This window comes from Streptomyces pseudoechinosporeus, assembly GCF_054783935.1.
This window is the reverse complement of record NZ_BAAGPS010000001.1, coordinates 295,120-311,930: the sequence shown is the minus strand read 5'-3', so window position 1 is coordinate 311,930 and position 16,811 is coordinate 295,120. Positions and strand designations below refer to the sequence as shown.

Genomic DNA, 16,811 nt, shown 5'->3' with positions numbered 1-16,811 from the left:
GAAGACGGCCCGCCTCCCCCGCCGGCGGGCCGTGGAGCGACGCGGGTTCCGCCCGCTCGGCCGGTCTCCTTTGTTCCCTGTTTGTCAGGTGTGGTTGAAAATGGGACCGGCTTCGCTCCGGATCGGCACCTGCCCCCACTTGTCTGGACCAAACGCAAGAGTGCCCCAGTTCACAGGGTGTTTACGTTTGACGAGTAGCGGTGTTCCATTTCGCCGACAGCCCGCTCCGGACAGTGACTGTCAGTGCCGTACGGCATGATGCTTGGCGTGACGCAGCAGACGCAGCCTTCTCGCCGAATCATGCTTCTCGACAGCGCTTCGCTGTACTTCCGCGCCTATTTCGGAGTCCCGGATTCCGTGAAGGCCTCGGACGGCACACCGGTGAACGCGGTGCGGGGACTGCTCGAATTCATCGACCGGCTCGTGCGGGACCGCCACCCGGACGATCTCGTGGCGTGCATGGACGCGGACTGGCGGCCTCAGTGGCGCGTCGACCTGATCCCCTCCTACAAGGCGCACCGCGTCGCGGAGGAGCGCGAGGCGGGCCCGGACGAGGAGGAGGTGCCCGACACTCTCTCGCCCCAGGTGCCCATCATCGAGGAGGTCCTGGACGCGCTGGGCATCGCCCGCGTGGGGGTCGAGGGGTATGAGGCGGACGATGTGATCGGCACGTTCACGGCCCGCGCCGCAGGCCCGGTCGACATCGTCACCGGCGACCGCGACCTGTTCCAACTGGTCGACGACAAGCGGCAGGTGCGGGTGCTGTATCCGCTCAAGGGCGTGGGCAGTATGCAGCTCACGGACGAGGCGCTGCTGCGCGAGAAGTACGGGGTGGACGGTCCGGGGTACGCGGATCTGGCGCTGCTGCGCGGCGACCCCAGCGACGGGCTGCCGGGGGTGCCGGGCATCGGCGAGAAGACGGCCGCCAAGCTGCTGGCCGAGTTCGGCGACCTGGCCGGGATCATGGCGGCGGTCGACGACCCGAAGGCGAAGCTCACGCCCTCGCAGCGCAAACGCCTCGACGAGGCGCGGCCGTACGTGGCTGTCGCGCCCAAGGTCGTCAAGGTGGCCGACGACGTACCACTGCCGGTGGTGGACACGGCACTGCCGAATGCGCCCCGCGACCCGGCGGCCCTGGAGGAGCTCGCGGTGCGCTGGGGGCTGGGCGGCTCACTGCAGAGGCTGCTGGTGACGCTCGGAACGTGAGCCGTAACAGCGTGCACTTCACCCTGTCGGGCCAGGCTTGCGCCATTTCTAAAGATGTGGTCATCAACACCCCAAGCGTGGTCATCGACTTATGGAGCGCGAGGTGTTAACTAGAGGGAGGTGCTAACTTAGGTAAGCCTTAGTACATTTCGGGAGGCCGTCATGGCAGAGCGTCCGGCACGCAGGGTTCCGAAGCCCCACTCCGCGCGGGTGGTCCGCACGGAGCGGCTCACCCCGCACATGCAGCGCGTGGTTCTCGGCGGCGAAGGCCTCGCCGAGTTCTCCGCGGGCAGCAGCACCGATCACTACGTCAAGCTGTTGTTCGGGGCGGAGGGTGTGACGTATCCGGAGCCCTTCGACATGGCCCGGATCCGCGAGGAGTTCCCGCGCGAGCAGTGGCCCGTGACGCGTACGTACACGGTGCGTGCCTGGGACCCCGAGCTGCGGGAGCTGACGCTCGACTTCGTGATCCATGGCGACGAGGGTCTCGCCGGGCCGTGGGCCATGCGGGTCCAGCAGGGCGAGATCGTACGGTTCCTGGGACCCGGCGGGGCGTACGCGCCCGATGCCGACGCCGACTGGCATCTGCTGGCCGGGGACGAGAGCGCGCTGCCCGCCATCGCCGCCTCCCTGGAGGCGATGCCCGACGGCGCCAAGGTGTACGCCTTCGTCGAGATCGAGGGCCCGGACGAGGAGCAGAAGATCGCCTCCGACGTGGAGGTCGTCTGGCTGCACCGCGGCGACCGGCCGATCGGCGAGGCGCTGGTCGAGGCCGTACGGGCGCTGGAGTTTCCGGAGGGCCGGGTATGCGCCTTCGTGCACGGCGAGGCGGGCTTCGTGAAGGAGCTGCGCCGACTGCTGCGCGTCGAGCGCCAGATCCCGCGCGAGGACCTGTCGATCTCTGGTTACTGGCGCCTCGGCCACAACGAGGACGGCTGGCAGGCGGCCAAGCGGGACTGGAAGGCGCAGGTGGAAGCGGAACAGGAGACTGCCGGGTCGGCAGCCTCCTGAGTTTCCGTCGTACGTGAGCTTCGGCCATGGCTCTTGGACAGGTCCCGCTGGACCGAGCATTCCAATGGAGGCACCCGGTCAGATGCAGGCGCGGATCAGCCCCTCCATCACCCGAACGTCGTCCCCCATCTCCGGATGCCACTGAACCCCCAACACCCAGCCCGGACCCGAGAGTTCCAGCGCCTCCACCGTTCCGTCCGGTGCGTGGGCCGAAGCCGTGAGGCCGGAGCCGAGGTGGTCCACGGACTGGTGGTGGTAGGTGGGGACTGAGGTCTCCTCGGGCACCAGGCCGGCGTAGAGGGTGCCAGGGACCGGCTTCACGGTGTGGTGGCCGAAGACGCCCACGACCTCGGCATGCCCCTCGATGTGCTGCACGAGCGTCCCCCCGAGGGCGACGTTCAGAAGCTGCATCCCGCGGCAGATCCCCAGCAGCGGAGTGCCGGAGGCCAACGCTGCGTCGATCAGGGCGAGTTCCCAGCTGTCCCGCTCGCGGGCCTCGGGCCCCGTACGAGGCCCGCGCACGGCGCCGTACCGTGCCGGATCCACATCCGGGCCGCCCGCGATCACCAGCCCGTCGAGCCGGGCCACGGCCGCGGCGGCGTACGCGGGATCGTCAGGGGGCAGCATCGCGGCCAGCCCGCCCGCGTCCCGCACCAGCCGCGGGTACCCGACGGGCAGCAGCGCCGCCTCCAGCTCCCACACACCCCAGCGCGCGGACTCCAGATACGTACTGACTCCGATCAGCGGCCTGCCGCCCACCATGAACCCCTTTTCGTGCTCTCCTGGATCAGTTCCGCTCCAACTCTGCCTCGGCGGCCGCCAGCGCCGCGAATTCCTCCTCCGGTGCCTTCGCCACCAGATGCTTGCGGCTGTAGAGGCCGAAGTAGGCGACCGCCACCACGTAGACCGCGAGCGCGATGACCGCCGCCGTCACGTCCACCAGGAACGTCGCCACCAGCGCGGAACACGCCAGCACCAGCGCCACCGAGGACGTCAGCACACCGCCCGGCGTACGGTACGGCCGCTCGAGGTCCGGTTCGCGGCGGCGCAGCACGATGTGCGAGAGCGACATCAACGCGTACGAGATGGTGGCGCCGAAGACCGCCACGTTCAGCATGCGCGCGCCGTTGCCCGTGGCCGCGGCCAGTGCGAAGCCGATCGCGCCCGGCACCAGCAGGCCCAGGTAGGGGGCCTTACGGCTGCTCGTCAGGGACAGGAAGCGGGGCAGGTAGCCGGCCCGCGAGAGCGCGAAGAGCTGACGCGAGCCGGCGTAGATCAGGGAGAAGAACGACGCGACCAGGCCCGCGAGACCCGCGTAGTTGACGATCCGGCTCAGCGTCGTCGCCTCACCGTCGGGCTGGAGCGCTTCGACGAGTGGGTTACCCGCTTCCTGGATGGCGTCCGAGCCGCGCGCCCCGGCGGAGGCGAAGAAGGTGAGCAGTGCCAGGACCACCAGGATGGCCATCGACCAGCGGATCGCCTTCGGCAGCGTACGCGCCGGGTCCTTGGTCTCCTCGGCCGCGAGCGGCACGCCCTCGACCCCCAGGAAGAACCACATGCCGAACGGGAAGGCGGCCCAGATGCCCAGCAGCCCCATGGGCAGCCAGGAGCTGGACCCGAAGGCACTCTCGTCCACCGCGATGTCGTCGAGATTCGAGGCGTCGAAGTCCGGGAACGCGCCGACCGCGAACACCAGCAGTGCCACCACCGCGATCCCCGTGACGACGAAGCTGAAGCGCAGCGCCTCACCGACGCCCCACAGGTGGATGCCGATGAAGATCACGAAGCAGGCCAGGTACACCGGCCAGCCGGAGGTGAGCCCGAACAGGCCCAGCGACTCGACGTAGTCGCCGATGAAGATGGAGATGGCGGCGGGCGCGAGGATGTACTCGATGAGGATCGCCGTGCCGGTCAGGAAACCGCCCCAGGGCCCGAGGGCCCGGCGCGCGAAGCCGTAGCCGCCGCCCGCCGTGGGCAGGATGGAGGACAGCTCGGCGAGCGCGAAGACCATGCACGTGTACATCAGGCCCATGAGGACCATGGCGATCCCGAGGCCGCCGAAGCCGCCCTCAGCGAGTCCGAAGTTCCAGCCGGAGTAGTCGCCGGAGACGACGTACGCGACACCGAGTCCGGTGAGCAGCAGCCAGCCGGCGCTGCCCCGGCGCAGGGTCCTGCGCTCCAGATAGTCGTCCGCCTCCGAGGTGGCGGGTGGTTTGGTGGAATCGAGGGACATGGGCGGACTCCCCACAGGGCGGCGGACGCTCGGGCGGAAGGGGGCCCCGGGGGCAGAGGAAAGACCCCGGCAGCGGTGGGACACACAATGGAACGGATCCACACCTTTGCGGGCGGCGGGGCCAGAAAGCAATAGCTGTGCGTTACGAGCCCGTTAATCGGTCTCGCGCCGGGAGGCCGTGGTGCGCGGCATGGGTCCCGAAGCCGCGTCACCGGCGTCGGCCCTGGCGTTCAGGTGGCGCGTCACGTGAGGAAGCCGCGCAGCAGGGCCGCCGTGCCCGCGCAGTGCTCGCGCATCATCTCCCGCGCACCGTCCGCGTCCCCGTCGAGCACCGCCTCGACGATCGCGGTGTGCTGCTGCTGGGAATGCTCCAGGTTCCGTACCAGGAGCGGGATGCAGTCGAGGAGGTCGTTCACGGTCGCGCGTACGGCCGCGTACTGGGCGGTGAGGCTCGGGGAGCCGCACAGTTCGGTGAGCGTGAGGTGGAGGAGCGTGTCGAGGCGCCGGTACTCCGCGAGCGGCGCGTCATGGGTGCGGGCGAGGGCGTCACGCAGGCGCGCGGACTGGTCGGCGGACAGGCCATGGGTCGCGCAGAGGCCGGCCGCGCCCACCTCCAGGACCTCGCGGAAGCGCAGTACGTCCTCGATGTCCACGCCCTCGACCCGGCGGCGCAACTCGGCCTCGCCGGGCGCCTCGGCCCTGGGCCGGACGAACGTGCCGCCGTACCGCCCGCGCCGCGACTCGACAAGGCCCTGGTCCTGGAGCACCTTCAGCACCTCGCGCAGCGTCACCCGGCTGATCCCGAGCCGCTCCGCCAACTCCCGCTCGGCGGGCAGCCGTTCACCACCGGGCACCAGGCCGAGCCGGACCACCTGGAGGATCTGCTCCAGTGCCTCCTCGAAGCCGTTGCCCGCGCGGACCGGCCGCAGGACGGGTGCCAGCTGATCGCTCGGCCGGTCGTTCACGCCGTGCGCATCCGGCTGCGTCATATGGCCGTGCCCCCTTCCCAAGCAATGGTTCTCGGCAATACCTTATGGCTCTCGGCCGACCGAAGGAGGCCTTTCCCGTGGCCCATCGCACACCACCCCTCAGCGTCGAGGAGTTGCACGCGCTTGTCGCGAGTGGCGAGATCGACACTGTCGTCCTGGCCTTCCCGGACATGCAGGGGCGACTTCAGGGCAAGCGGTTCGCCGCGCGCTTCTTCCTGGACGATGTCCTCCAGCACGGTACGGAGGGATGCAACTACCTCCTCGCGGTCGACACCGAGATGAACACGGTCGACGGGTACGAGATGTCCTCCTGGGACCGCGGCTACGGCGACTTCGCCATGCGTCCGGATCTCAGTACGTTGCGCAAGGTGCCGTGGAACGCCGGTACGGCCATGCTCATCGCCGACCTGGCCTGGAACAACGACGCACCCGTCGTCGCCGCGCCCCGCCAGATCCTCCGCCGCCAGCTGGAGCGCCTCGCCGAGCTCGGCTACACCGCGCAGGTCGGCACCGAGCTGGAGTTCATCGTCTTCAAGGACACCTACGAACAGGCCTGGGACGCCAACTACCGGGGGCTGACCCCGGCGAACCAGTACAACATCGACTACTCGGTGCTGGGCACGGGCCGTATCGAGCCCCTGCTGCGGCGTATTCGCAATGAGATGCAAGCCGCCGGGCTGATCGTCGAGTCCGCCAAGGGCGAGTGCAATCCCGGGCAGCACGAGATCGCGTTCAAGTACGACGAGGCCCTGGTCACCTGCGATCAGCACGCCATCTACAAGACGGGCGCCAAGGAGATCGCCGCACAGGAGGGCGTCTCGCTCACCTTCATGGCGAAGTACAACGAGCGCGAGGGCAACTCCTGCCACATCCACCTCTCGCTCGCCGACAAGGACGGCCGCAACGCCATGGCCGGCGACGGGCCCGGCGGCATGTCCGACGTGATGCGGCACTTCCTCGCCGGACAACTGGCCGCACTCAGGGACTTCTCCCTGCTGTACGCGCCCAACATCAACTCGTACAAGAGATTCCAGCCCGGCTCCTTCGCGCCGACCGCCGCCGCCTGGGGCTACGACAACCGCACCTGCTCCCTGCGTGTGGTCGGCCACGGCCGCTCGATGCGCTTCGAGAACCGGCTGCCCGGCGGCGACGTCAATCCGTACCTGGCCGTCGCGGGACTCGTCGCGGCCGGTCTGTACGGCATCGAGCAGAAACTGGAGCTGCCGGAGGCGTGCGCCGGGAACGCGTACACCGGCGAGTACGAGCACGTCCCCACCACCCTGCACGAGGCCGCCGAGCTCTGGGAGAACAGCCCCATCGCCAAGGCCGCCTTCGGGGACGAGGTCGTCGCCCACTACCGCAACATGGCCCGCGTCGAACTCCAGGCCTTCGACGCCGCGGTGACCGACTGGGAGCTGCGCCGCTCCTTCGAACGCATGTGAGAGGTCTGTCCGTGTCGTACGAGCATGAGCTCCAGGTCCTCAATCCGGCGACGGAGGAGGTCATCGCCACCGTCCCGGCCGCCGGCGCCGAGGACGTCGACTCCGCCGTCGTACGGGCGGCAAAGGCGCAGTCCCGGTGGGCCGCCCTCGCACCGGGCGAGCGGGCCCGGCTGCTGCGCCGCTTCGCCGTCGCCGTCGACGAACACCTCGAGGAACTCGCCCAGTTGGAGGTGCGGGAGGCCGGGCACACCATCGGCAACGCCCGCTGGGAAGCCGGCAACGTACGCGATCTGCTCGACTACGCCGCCGGGGGAGTGGAGCGGCTGACCGGGCGGCAGATCCCCGTCGCCGGCGGGCTCGACGTCACGATCCTCGAACCCCTCGGGGTCGTGGGCGTGATCGCGCCCTGGAACTTCCCGATGCCCATCGCGGCCTGGGGCACCGCTCCCGCGCTCGCGGCGGGCAACGCCGTCATCCTCAAGCCCGCCGAGACGACCCCGCTGACGGCGCTGCGGCTGGCCGAACTCGCCCTGGAGGCCGGGCTTCCCGAGGGGCTTTTCCAGGTACTCCCGGGCGTGGGTTCCGTCGCGGGCAACGCGCTCGTCGAGCATCTCGGAGTCGCGAAAATCGTCTTCACCGGGTCAACGGCCGTGGGCAAACAGGTGTTGGCCAAGGGCTCGGCGCTCCTGAAGCCCGTCACCCTCGAACTCGGTGGCAAGAGCCCCAACATCGTCTTCGCCGACTCCGACATCGAAGCCGCCGCCGCGGCCACCCCCATGTCCTTCCTCGACAACTCCGGCCAGGACTGCTGCGCCCGCACCCGCATCCTCGTCCAGCGCACGGCGTACGACCGCTTCCTCGAACTCCTCGCCCCCGCCGTCGAGTCCGTCCTCGTCGGCGACCCGGCCGACGAGAAGACCACGATGGGCCCGCTGATCTCCAAGGCCCAGCTGGAGCGCGTACGTTCATACGTCGCCGACGATCTGCGAGGCATCCGCGGCAGCGCCCCCGAAGGCCCCGGCTTCTGGTTCCCGCCCACCGTCCTGACCGGAATCGAGCCCCACGCGCGCGTGGCCGTCGAGGAGGTCTTCGGACCGGTCGCCGTCGTGCTGCCCTTCGAGGACGAGGCGGACGCGATCCGGCTCGCCAACGCCACCGAGTACGGACTCTCCGGCTCCATCTGGACCCGGGACGTCGGCCGGGCGCTGCGCGTGTCCCAGGCCGTACGCGCCGGGAACCTGTCCGTCAACTCCCATGCCAGCGTCCGCTATTGGACCCCGTTCGGCGGCTACAAGCAGTCCGGGCTCGGCCGCGAGCTCGGCCCGGACGCGCTCACCGCCTTCACCGAGACCAAGAACGTCTTCATCAGCACGGAGGGCCCCGCACAGTGACTGACGAAACCATCTGCCGCCGCCTCGTTGGCCGCACCGCCGTCATCACCGGTGCCGGCAGCGGCATCGGCCTCGCCACCGCGCGCCGCCTCGCCTCCGAGGGCGCCCATGTCGTCTGCGGAGACGTGGACGAGCAGCGCGGCAAGGGGGCCGCCGAGGAGGTGGGCGGGATCTTCGTGAAGGTCGACGTCACCGACCCCGAGCAGGTCGAGGCGCTGTTCAGGACGGCGTACGAGACGTATGGCTCGGTCGACATCGCCTTCAACAACGCGGGCATCTCGCCGCCCGACGACGACTCCATCCTGGAGACGGGCCTCGAGGCCTGGAAGCGGGTCCAGGAGGTCAACCTCACCTCCGTGTACCTGTGCTGCAAGGCCGCGATCCCCTACATGCGGCGCCAGGGCAAGGGTTCCATCATCAACACGGCGTCGTTCGTGGCCCGGATGGGTGCGGCGACCTCCCAGATCTCGTACACCGCCTCCAAGGGCGGCGTCCTCGCCATGTCCCGCGAACTGGGCGTGCAGTTCGCCCGCGAGGGCATCCGCGTCAACGCCCTGTGCCCCGGGCCGGTCAACACCCCGCTCCTGCAGGAGCTGTTCGCCAAGGACCCGGAGCGGGCCGCGCGCCGTCTCGTGCACATCCCGGTCGGACGGTTCGCGGAGGCCGAGGAGCTCGCCGCTGCGGTCGCCTTCCTCGCCAGCGACGACTCGTCCTTCGTGAACGCCACCGACTTCCTGGTGGACGGCGGGATCGCGGGGGCGTATGTCACGCCTATGTAGACGGCCGTGTACTGACGGTGGAGGGGCGCTTACAGTGCCGGAATGAGCATGACGCCCTCGCCCGGTTGGTACCGCGATCCCTCGGCGCCGCATGTCGAGCGCTGGTGGGACGGCACCAGGTGGACCGAGCACATGCGCGCCCCCGAAGCGCAACCTCAACAGCCCACGGCGCAGCCAGGGATGCAGCCCGGCGTGCCCCAACAGCCCTTGGCGCAGCCAGGGTTCGCCCCCGCACCCGGCGGCTCCGGCCGTGCGAAGGTCATCGCCATGGTCGCCGCGGCAGCTGTCCTGGTCGCCGCGATCGTCACCGGAGCCGTCGTCCTGAACCGGGACGACGGCTCCCCGGAGGCGAACACCACCCCGGCGCCCGAGTCGTCCGCGCCCGCTGGCGACCCGCCTTCGCCCACGCCCTCGGAGTCCACCTCCGAACCGTCGGCCGACGACCCCTCCGTGGTCGTGGACGACCTCAACGGCATCACCTTCCCGCTCCTCGACGGCTGGGTCAGACCCCAGTACGTCGCCGAGGACAACGTCGTCCTGACCACGCCCGACACCTACACCTGCCCGGGCGACGACGGACTGTGCCGCCACGGCAGGGTCATCTCGCGCACGGTGACCGCGAACGACGAGAAGTCCCCCGAGGCGCTCGCCAAGGACGACATCTCGGAGGCGGCGGACCAGGCGTACGACCGCGACCAGCTCGACCGCCGTCCCTACGGCGGCATCACGTCCAAGAAGCTGGTCAAGCAGGGGCCGGTCGCGGTCGCGGGCCGCACCGGGTACTTCGTGCGCTGGCAGGTCAAGACCGAGAAAGGGCCCGGGGGTTACGTCCAGTCGCTGGCGTTCCCGTCCAGCGTCGGCTCCCAGGCACCGGTCATGGTGCGGTTCGTGTTCGACGCCGGTCAGGACGGGCCGCCGCTCACCGACATGGACAAGATCACCAAGGGGATCCGGCCGGTGGGCGACGGGGACACGAGCGGAGGGGTGGGCAGCAGCGTCGGTCCCACGCAGTAGCGCGTACGGCAAATGGCGAATACGGCTACAGGAAGGTGTGGCCTTCTCCTCGATACGTCGGAACCGTCGCCGTCACCGTCTCGCCCTCCACGAGGTGCAGCACCTCGAACCGCTCGCACAGTTCACCGGCCTTGGCGTGCCGGAACCACACCTTGTCGCCGATCAGCAGATCGTCGGCGGGGGAGCCGAGCAGCGGTGTCTGTACCTCGCCGGCTCCCTCCTGAGGGTCGTACCGCAGCCCTTCGGGGAGGTACGGCTCGGGCAGCCGGTCGAGTCCCGCCGCACCCGAGGCCGGGTAGCCGCCGCCGAGGACGGTCACGACACCCACGCCAGGCCTGCGGACGACGGGCTGGGCGAAGAGCGCGGCCGGACGCCCGCTGAACGAGGTGTAGTTGTCGAAGAGACGCGGGACATAGAGCCCCGATCCTGCCGCGATCTCGGTGACGGAGTCCTCGGCGGCGGTGTGCTGGACGCTGCCCGTGCCGCCGCCGTTGACGAACTCCAGGTCCGGCGCCACGGCCCGTACCGCACGCACGACCTCTCCGCGCCGCTGGGCCAGCTCCCTGCGGGCCGCGGCCTGCATCAGCCGGATGGCACGCGAGCGCAGCGGCCGTCCGCGCAGGGCGTCGCCGACACCGGCGATGTGTCCCTCGTACGCCATGATCCCCACCAGCCGGAAACCGGGCCGCCGGGCCACCGCGCGGGCCATCTCGGCGACCTGGGCGGGGGAGTGCAGGGGCGAACGGCGGGCGCCGACGCGCACCCGCCCGCCGAGCAGCTTCAGCGAGGTGTCCAACTCCAGGCAGACGCGCACCACTTCGCGTCCGCCGTCCCGGGCGTCGTCGATCAGCTTCAGCTGGGCCGGGTCGTCGACCATGACGGTGACGGAGGCCGCGAGTTTGGGGTCGCCCGCCAGTTCCGCGTACGCCTTGCGGTCGGCGGACGGGTAGGCGAGCAGTACGTCCTCGAATCCGGAACGGGCCAGCCACAGCGACTCGTCGAGGGTGAACGACATGATCCCGGCGAAGCCGTCCCGGGCCAGGACGCGTTCGAGAAGGGCCCGGCAGCGTACGGATTTGCTCGCGACGCGTAGGGGCTTGCCTGCCGCTCTCCGTGCGAGATCCTCCGCGTTGGCGTCGAAGGCCTCCAGGTCCACGATCGCGACGGGGGCGTCGAGGTGAGCGGTGGCCCGGTCGTAGCGGGCCCGGTCTGCGCTGCGGCCAGTCATGCCCCGAAGCCTGCCAGACGTGATTACCGCAGGGTAGGGGGACGTTCCGGGCAGATGCCGCGGGCCCGCGTACTGGTTCCCACTCGCACAGTGTCAGCCCGTAGAGTGACGCGCACGCAGAAAGGGAACGGTCCGGGAGGAGTTCCTTTGGCGGGCCGGTTGCCCGAGTATGAGGAAACGGGGGGTGCATTGAGCACGGAAGCGCGTCGTACTCCCGTCCCCCCACGCCCGTCGACTCCGCCGGGCACACCGGCGGACCAGCCCTCCGAGGCGGCCCCCGAGGAAGCCGGAACGACGGGCCCGCTGCCGAGACGCGCCCCCGAAGGCTCGCCGCGGCGGTCCGGCATCGCGGGGGCGCTGCCCGGGAGTGGGGCGGCTCCGGCACGTGGGTTCGACGAGGACGGTCGCCGAGCCTTCGAGGAGGGCGACGATCGCGAGACCCCGCCGGTCGGTCCACTCCGTTTCCCGGACCTCCGGCCCATCGACGGCCAGCAGCGGCCCCCAGTAACGCCACCGCCTCCGCCCGCCTCGGCCCGCTTCCCGGACACGCCACCTCCGGCGACCGGTTCCCTGCCGCGCGTCGAGAGCCCGGACGTCCCACCGCGCCCGGCCACCGAGCCGCGCTCGACCACCAGGAACGGCGATGGCCCACTCGTGCCGCCGCCCCCCGCCACCGAGCCGAAGGCGACAGTCACTCCCCAGCGGGTGGCCCCCGGCTTTCCCCAGCGGCCCTTCGCGCCGCCGAGGCCGAGTGTGCCGGCGCCTCCGGTCGTGCCGCCCCAACGGGCGGGCGTGCCCGAGGAAGCCTTCAGTGAGGTCACGAGACGGCTTCGTCCCATTCCCGCCGAGCCGCCCGCCGATCCCCCGTCGAAACCGGCCTCGGCGCCAACTGGCGCTCCCGCCGGACGCCCCTTCGTCTCGCTCGCACCCCCGGACACGTACGACGACGACACCACGCGGCTGCGGCCCATAGGGGCCCGGGTCCGGCCCCGGGTCGCGGCTGCTGCGGCCTGTGTCGTACTCGGGCTCGGGCTCATCGGGGGTGCGGTGACCGGGAGTTGGCTGACCGGGGACGGTGGAGGGGACGCCGGGGCGCGGGACTCGTTCACGGCGGCCGGGGATCTCTGGCACAGCGTCCCTGTGGACGAGCTCTTTCCGCCGACCGTGGCGGGAGAGGGTGCGGGTCCCGGCGGAGCCGACCGTACCTGGACCCGTATCGCCGTCGCCCCGGACAGCGGTTGCGCGGACGCCTTCGACCCGCTCCTGCGCAAGGCCCTCGCCCCGGCCGGCTGCCTGCGCCTCCTGCGCGCGACGTACACGGACGCGACCCGCAGCCATGTCACCACCGTCGGCCTCCTGTTCACCAAGGCGGACTCCGCGGCCATGGGTGTGCTGAGCAGCCAGTTCGAGGACGAGGGGCTCGATGGGCGGCGCGACCTGATGCCCCGCCCGTACGCGGCGAAGGGCACCGTCGCCGCCGGTTTCGGCGACGACCAGCGCGCGTCGTGGACGGTGTCGGTCCTGACCGACGCCCCCGTGGTCGTCTACGCCGTCTCCGGCTTCGCCGACGGCCGCGCTGTCACCGAGCCGCAGCCCGCCGAGGACGCCATGAAGACCGACGCCACCACACCGCCCGCCCAGGCGGGCCTCGGCCACGACGCACAAGGCCTCGCCGACCGCATCGAGCGTGGTCTCCGCAAAACCGTCAACTCGGCCACGGAGAAGCCGTCATGACCCGTAAGGCCCGTAAGAACACAGGCTTGGGCGGCGCCCGCAGGACCGGCGTCCTCGCCGCCCTCCTCGCCGCATCGCTCGCCCTCGTCCCGCCCACCACCGCGCACGCCGACGGCATACGCGCCAAGCAGTGGGCCCTGGACGCGATGCGCGCCAAGCAGGCCTGGCAGACGACGAAGGGCGAGGGCATCACCGTCGCCGTCCTCGACACGGGCGTCGACGCCCAGCACCCGGACCTCGCCGACAACGTCCTCACCGGCAAGGACATGGTCGGTTTCGGCGCCGGCCGCGGCGACCGTGCCTGGGCCCGCCACGGCACCGCGATGGCCGGCATCATCGCCGGCCACGGACACGGCCCCGGCAACGCCGACGGAGTCATGGGCATCGCCCCCGAGGCCAAGATCCTCCCCGTCCGCGTGATCCTCGAAGACGGCGACTCGGCCCGCGGCAAGGCCCGCAACACCCGCGGCAACGCCCTCGCCGAAGGCATCCGCTGGGCCGCCGACCACGGCGCCGACGTCATCAACCTCTCCCTCGGCGACGACTCCAAGTCCGCCCACCCCGAGGCCACCGAGGACGCCGCCGTGCAGTACGCCCTGAAGAAGGGCTCCGTCGTCGTAGCCTCGGCCGGAAACGGCGGCGAGAAGGGCGACCACATCTCGTACCCGGCCGCCTACCCGGGCGTCATCGCCGCCACCGCCGTCGACAAGTACGGCACCCGCGCCTCGTTCTCCACCCGCCGCTGGTACGCCACCGTCAGCGCACCCGGCGTCGACGTCGTCATCGCCGACCCGGACCGCAAGTACTACGAAGGCTGGGGCACCAGCGCCGCCTCGGCCTTCGTCTCCGGCGCCGTCGCCCTCATCCGCGCCGCCCATCCGAACCTGGCCCCGGCCCAGATCAAGGAGCTCCTGGAGGACACGGCCCGCAACGCCCCCAGCGGCGGCCGCGACGACTCCCGCGGCTTCGGCTTCGTCGACCCCGCGGCCGCCATCGAGCAGGGCGGCAAGCTCAAGCCGGAGGGGCTGAGCTCGGCCGCGTACGGCGACAAGTACTTCGGCTCGGGCCCGGACACCCCGGACGACGACTCCTCGACCGGCTGGGCGGGGCCCGTCGCGGGCGGCATCGGCGGGGTGCTCCTGATCGGCGCGGTCGTCCTGTGGCGCGGCCGCCGCGGACCACGCCACCACGAATTCACCACGACTTCTGGCCACCACGACTTCTAGGCGTCAGCCTCCCGCAAGGACGACACCGCCGCCTTCGCCGCAGCCTCCACCAGCGAAATCCCCTTCACCTTCGTGGAGTTGCCCTTCGACAGCGCCGCGACGAGATACGCGTGGCCGTCCACCGTCACCCGGCCGATGCTGTTGATGTCCCACAGCCCGGTCTGACTGCGCGGCAACCACCCGTTCTTCAGGGCGAATCCGGACCCGGCGGACCCAGCGGACCCATCGGGCTCGACGGACCCGTCAGGTTCGTCAGATCCGACGGCGGACACACCCCAGTCCTGGCCCACCGCGATGTCCCCCATCAGCCCCCGCAGATACGCCCGCGACGCCTCACTCAGCTCCGAGTCGTCCCCGAACACCTGCTCAAGCAGGGTGAGTTGATCGACCGCCGTGGTCTGCGTCAGCCCCCACAACGCCCCGTCCCCGCCCTCGGTGCCGCTGAGCCCGAACCGCTCGTTCGCCGCCGCCAGACCCTCCGCCCGCCCGATCACGTCCCACAGCTTGCTCGCCGACACATTGTCGCTGTTCTTGATCATCACGGTGGCGTACGTCTTCTCCGACGCCGTCAACTCCCGCCCCGCATCCTGCGCCTGGAGCAACAGCGCCGCCAGGATGTCGACCTTGACGATGCTCGCGGTGTCGAACGTCCCGTCCCCGTACACCGCGCTCTCCCCGGACTCCGGATCAAGCACCGCCACCGACACCTCAGCGCCGTCCTCCACGGCCACGGACTCCATCGCCTCGGCGAGTAACGCGTCCCGGTCCACCGTGGGAGTCGGGGTGGGGGTCGGGCTCACAGCCGCCGCCACGGATTCCACTGCCGCCTCCGGGGTCCGGGATGCCTCCGCTGCCTGGGTGCCCGCGCTGGGCGCTGCCGAGGACGATACGAGACCGCCGGGCGCCTGCGCCCGCACGTACGAGGACCCGGAGGCCGTGACGCCGACGAGCACGATGGAGGCCACACCGGTGTAGAGGAGAGGCCTGCGCCAGGACGGGCGGGCGCCGGGCCGACGAACTCTCTGCGGGTCCATCCCGCGATGCTGGGGCCCGGCGCTGTGTCTACGGTTAGCCGCACGTCAGAAGCATGTAAACGTTCGCTGAGAAAACCCTGAGCCACTTGAATCCTCCCCCGGCTGAAGCAGGGGATTCCTGGCTCACGCCGCCCGCGGGTCAGCGACCCGACAGGTCTTCCACGATCAGCACCAGCCGGGTTGAAACCAGCCCGGGTTCGTACCGCAAAACCTGGAGGTGCATGTGCTGTCTTGGCTCTCGATCAGCACGGCGTACGCGCTTGGTCTCGCCACGCACGGCAGTCAGCCTACCCGGCCGTGTGGGCCGTCGGGCCCGCGGGAATCACGTGAGTGACACCCGCATAGAGTCGGTGACCGTGGCGAACAAGAACATTCCCGACTCCGGCTTCTCCGACGACGACGGCTCCGCCGACCCCCGGCTGAGCGCCGCGCTCGCGGCCTGGGCCGAGGACCGGTCCGCACACGCACCGGTCCTTGATGCGCTCAAGGGCGCCCGGCTCCTCGTACCCGTCGTAGCTGTCCTCGGGGAGGTCGAGGAGGACGAGAAGGGGCTGCGTCGCGAGAAGACCAGCGACATGGCGGTCCCCACACTCAAGGCCGGGACCCGGACCGCCCTGCCCGCCTTCACTTCCACGGATTCGCTCGCCAGCTGGGACCCGGCGGCCCGCCCCGTCGCCGTACCCCTGCACCAGGCCCTGCAGGCCGCCGCCCACGAGAAGGCCGACACGATCGTGCTCGACGTGGCCGGCCCCGTGCCGTACGAACTCACCGGCCCCGCCCTGCTCGCCCTCGCCGAGGGCCGCACCAGCACGGACCCGCTCGCCGACCCCGCCGTGACCGACGCCGTACGAGCCGCCGTCGCCGCCGAGCCCGCCGTCCTGCGCGCCCACCTCGGCCCCGGCCAGGCCGACGGCACCCTCGCCCTCGTACTGGACCCCTCCGCCACCCCTGCCGAAACCGCCCGTTCCGTCGCCCGCCGCCTGGCTGCCGACGACACACTGAGGGCCCGCCTGGTACGCGGCCTCGACCTGGCACTCCTGCCGACCGAGGCGACCCCACCGGGCGAGCCCCTTTACGTACGGCCCTGAAGTCTCGTACGTCTCTCGCGTTTCTCATACGTCCCCGGAGTCGGCCTCAGCCGAAGACCGGACCCGTGTACTTCTCGCCCGGCCCCTGACCCGGCCCGTCCGGGACGACCGACGCCTCGCGGAACGCCAGCTGCAGCGACTTCAGGCCGTCGCGCAGGGGCGCCGCGTGGAAGGAGCTGATCTCGGTCGTGCTCGCGTCCAGCAGCCCGGCCAGCGCGTGTACCAGCTTGCGCGCCTCGTCCAGGTCCTTGTGCTTCTCGCCCTCCTCCGTCAGACCGAGCTTCACGGCGGCGGCGCTCATCAGGTTGACGGCGACCGTCACGATCACCTCGACCGCGGGGACCTCGGCGATATCGCGGGTCATGGCGTCGAAGTCGGGGTTCTCAGGAGGGGTGTCACTCATGCCCCACACGATAGGCCCGGCGTCCGGCGGCCC

The 16,811-nt window shown here is 70.8% G+C and carries 15 protein-coding genes; 9 read left to right on the top strand and 6 right to left on the bottom strand.

Annotated elements, in window-relative coordinates; genetic code table 11:
- Positions 1-258 precede the first annotated feature (258 nt).
- Positions 259-1,206: a 5'-3' exonuclease gene (locus ACYVO6_RS01420; protein ID WP_461056717.1), complete on the top strand. Its 948-nt coding sequence runs from the start codon at positions 259-261 to the stop codon at positions 1,204-1,206.
- Between the two features lie 162 nt (positions 1,207-1,368).
- Positions 1,369-2,217 (top strand): siderophore-interacting protein, encoded by an 849-nt coding sequence (locus tag ACYVO6_RS01415; RefSeq protein WP_461056527.1) that lies wholly within the window; start codon positions 1,369-1,371, stop codon positions 2,215-2,217.
- A 78-nt stretch (positions 2,218-2,295) separates the two neighbouring features.
- On the opposite strand, the gene ACYVO6_RS01410 is transcribed toward ACYVO6_RS01415, so the two are convergent.
- The 3 genes from ACYVO6_RS01410 to ACYVO6_RS01400 all read right to left on the bottom strand — a co-directional run bounded on the left by ACYVO6_RS01410 (position 2,296) and on the right by ACYVO6_RS01400 (position 5,439).
- On the bottom strand, positions 2,296-2,979 hold the full coding sequence (locus tag ACYVO6_RS01410) for a gamma-glutamyl-gamma-aminobutyrate hydrolase family protein (protein ID WP_461056526.1): 684 nt from the start codon (positions 2,977-2,979) through the stop codon (positions 2,296-2,298).
- Positions 2,980-3,004: 25 nt separating this feature from the next.
- Positions 3,005-4,450 (bottom strand): ethanolamine permease, encoded by a 1,446-nt coding sequence (gene eat, locus ACYVO6_RS01405; RefSeq protein WP_461056525.1) that lies wholly within the window; start codon positions 4,448-4,450, stop codon positions 3,005-3,007.
- A gap of 242 nt (positions 4,451-4,692) precedes the next feature.
- Positions 4,693-5,439, bottom strand: coding sequence for a FadR/GntR family transcriptional regulator (locus tag ACYVO6_RS01400; RefSeq protein ID WP_461056524.1), 747 nt, complete (start codon positions 5,437-5,439; stop codon positions 4,693-4,695).
- Positions 5,440-5,516: 77 nt separating this feature from the next.
- Between ACYVO6_RS01400 and ACYVO6_RS01395 the strand changes: the two genes are divergently transcribed.
- Genes ACYVO6_RS01395 through ACYVO6_RS01380 form a run of 4 tightly spaced genes read left to right on the top strand, consistent with a single transcriptional unit; the run spans position 5,517 to position 10,065 of the window.
- Entirely contained in the window at positions 5,517-6,881 is a 1,365-nt protein-coding gene (locus ACYVO6_RS01395) for a glutamine synthetase family protein (RefSeq protein WP_461056523.1), read from the top strand.
- 11 nt (positions 6,882-6,892) lie between these two features.
- The gene (locus tag ACYVO6_RS01390; RefSeq protein WP_461056522.1) at positions 6,893-8,272 is read left to right on the top strand and encodes an aldehyde dehydrogenase family protein; all 1,380 of its coding nucleotides are present in this window, start codon (positions 6,893-6,895) and stop codon (positions 8,270-8,272) included.
- Positions 8,269-9,051, top strand: coding sequence for a 3-oxoacyl-ACP reductase (locus tag ACYVO6_RS01385; protein WP_461056521.1), 783 nt, complete (start codon positions 8,269-8,271; stop codon positions 9,049-9,051). The genes ACYVO6_RS01390 and ACYVO6_RS01385 overlap by 4 nt, the downstream gene beginning before the upstream one ends.
- 42 nt (positions 9,052-9,093) lie before the next feature.
- Positions 9,094-10,065 carry a DUF2510 domain-containing protein gene (locus ACYVO6_RS01380; RefSeq protein ID WP_461056520.1) on the top strand — a complete coding sequence of 324 codons (972 nt, stop codon included), beginning with the start codon at positions 9,094-9,096 and terminating at the stop codon, positions 10,063-10,065.
- A 25-nt stretch (positions 10,066-10,090) separates the two neighbouring features.
- Here the strand turns inward: ACYVO6_RS01380 and ACYVO6_RS01375 are convergent, their stop codons facing one another.
- Positions 10,091-11,293 (bottom strand): amino acid deaminase/aldolase, encoded by a 1,203-nt coding sequence (locus ACYVO6_RS01375; protein ID WP_461056519.1) that lies wholly within the window; start codon positions 11,291-11,293, stop codon positions 10,091-10,093.
- A 189-nt stretch (positions 11,294-11,482) separates the two neighbouring features.
- Between ACYVO6_RS01375 and ACYVO6_RS01370 the strand changes: the two genes are divergently transcribed.
- Positions 11,483-13,027 carry a hypothetical protein gene (locus ACYVO6_RS01370; RefSeq protein WP_461056518.1) on the top strand — a complete coding sequence of 515 codons (1,545 nt, stop codon included), beginning with the start codon at positions 11,483-11,485 and terminating at the stop codon, positions 13,025-13,027.
- Positions 13,024-14,253 carry a type VII secretion-associated serine protease mycosin gene (gene mycP, locus ACYVO6_RS01365; protein ID WP_461056517.1) on the top strand — a complete coding sequence of 410 codons (1,230 nt, stop codon included), beginning with the start codon at positions 13,024-13,026 and terminating at the stop codon, positions 14,251-14,253. The genes ACYVO6_RS01370 and mycP overlap by 4 nt, the downstream gene beginning before the upstream one ends.
- Here the strand turns inward: mycP and ACYVO6_RS01360 are convergent.
- Positions 14,250-15,287: a serine hydrolase gene (locus tag ACYVO6_RS01360; protein WP_461056516.1), complete on the bottom strand. Its 1,038-nt coding sequence runs from the start codon at positions 15,285-15,287 to the stop codon at positions 14,250-14,252. The two genes, mycP and ACYVO6_RS01360, sit on opposite strands and share 4 nt — an antisense overlap.
- A gap of 356 nt (positions 15,288-15,643) precedes the next feature.
- Here ACYVO6_RS01360 and ACYVO6_RS01355 point away from each other — a divergent pair, with 356 nt between their 5' ends.
- Complete coding sequence (locus ACYVO6_RS01355) at positions 15,644-16,375, top strand: SseB family protein (RefSeq protein ID WP_461056716.1); 732 nt, start codon at positions 15,644-15,646, stop codon at positions 16,373-16,375.
- Between the two features lie 46 nt (positions 16,376-16,421).
- On the opposite strand, the gene ACYVO6_RS01350 is transcribed toward ACYVO6_RS01355, so the two are convergent.
- Complete coding sequence (locus ACYVO6_RS01350; protein WP_461056515.1) at positions 16,422-16,778, bottom strand: DUF1844 domain-containing protein; 357 nt, start codon at positions 16,776-16,778, stop codon at positions 16,422-16,424.
- Between the last annotated feature and the right edge of the window lie 33 nt (positions 16,779-16,811).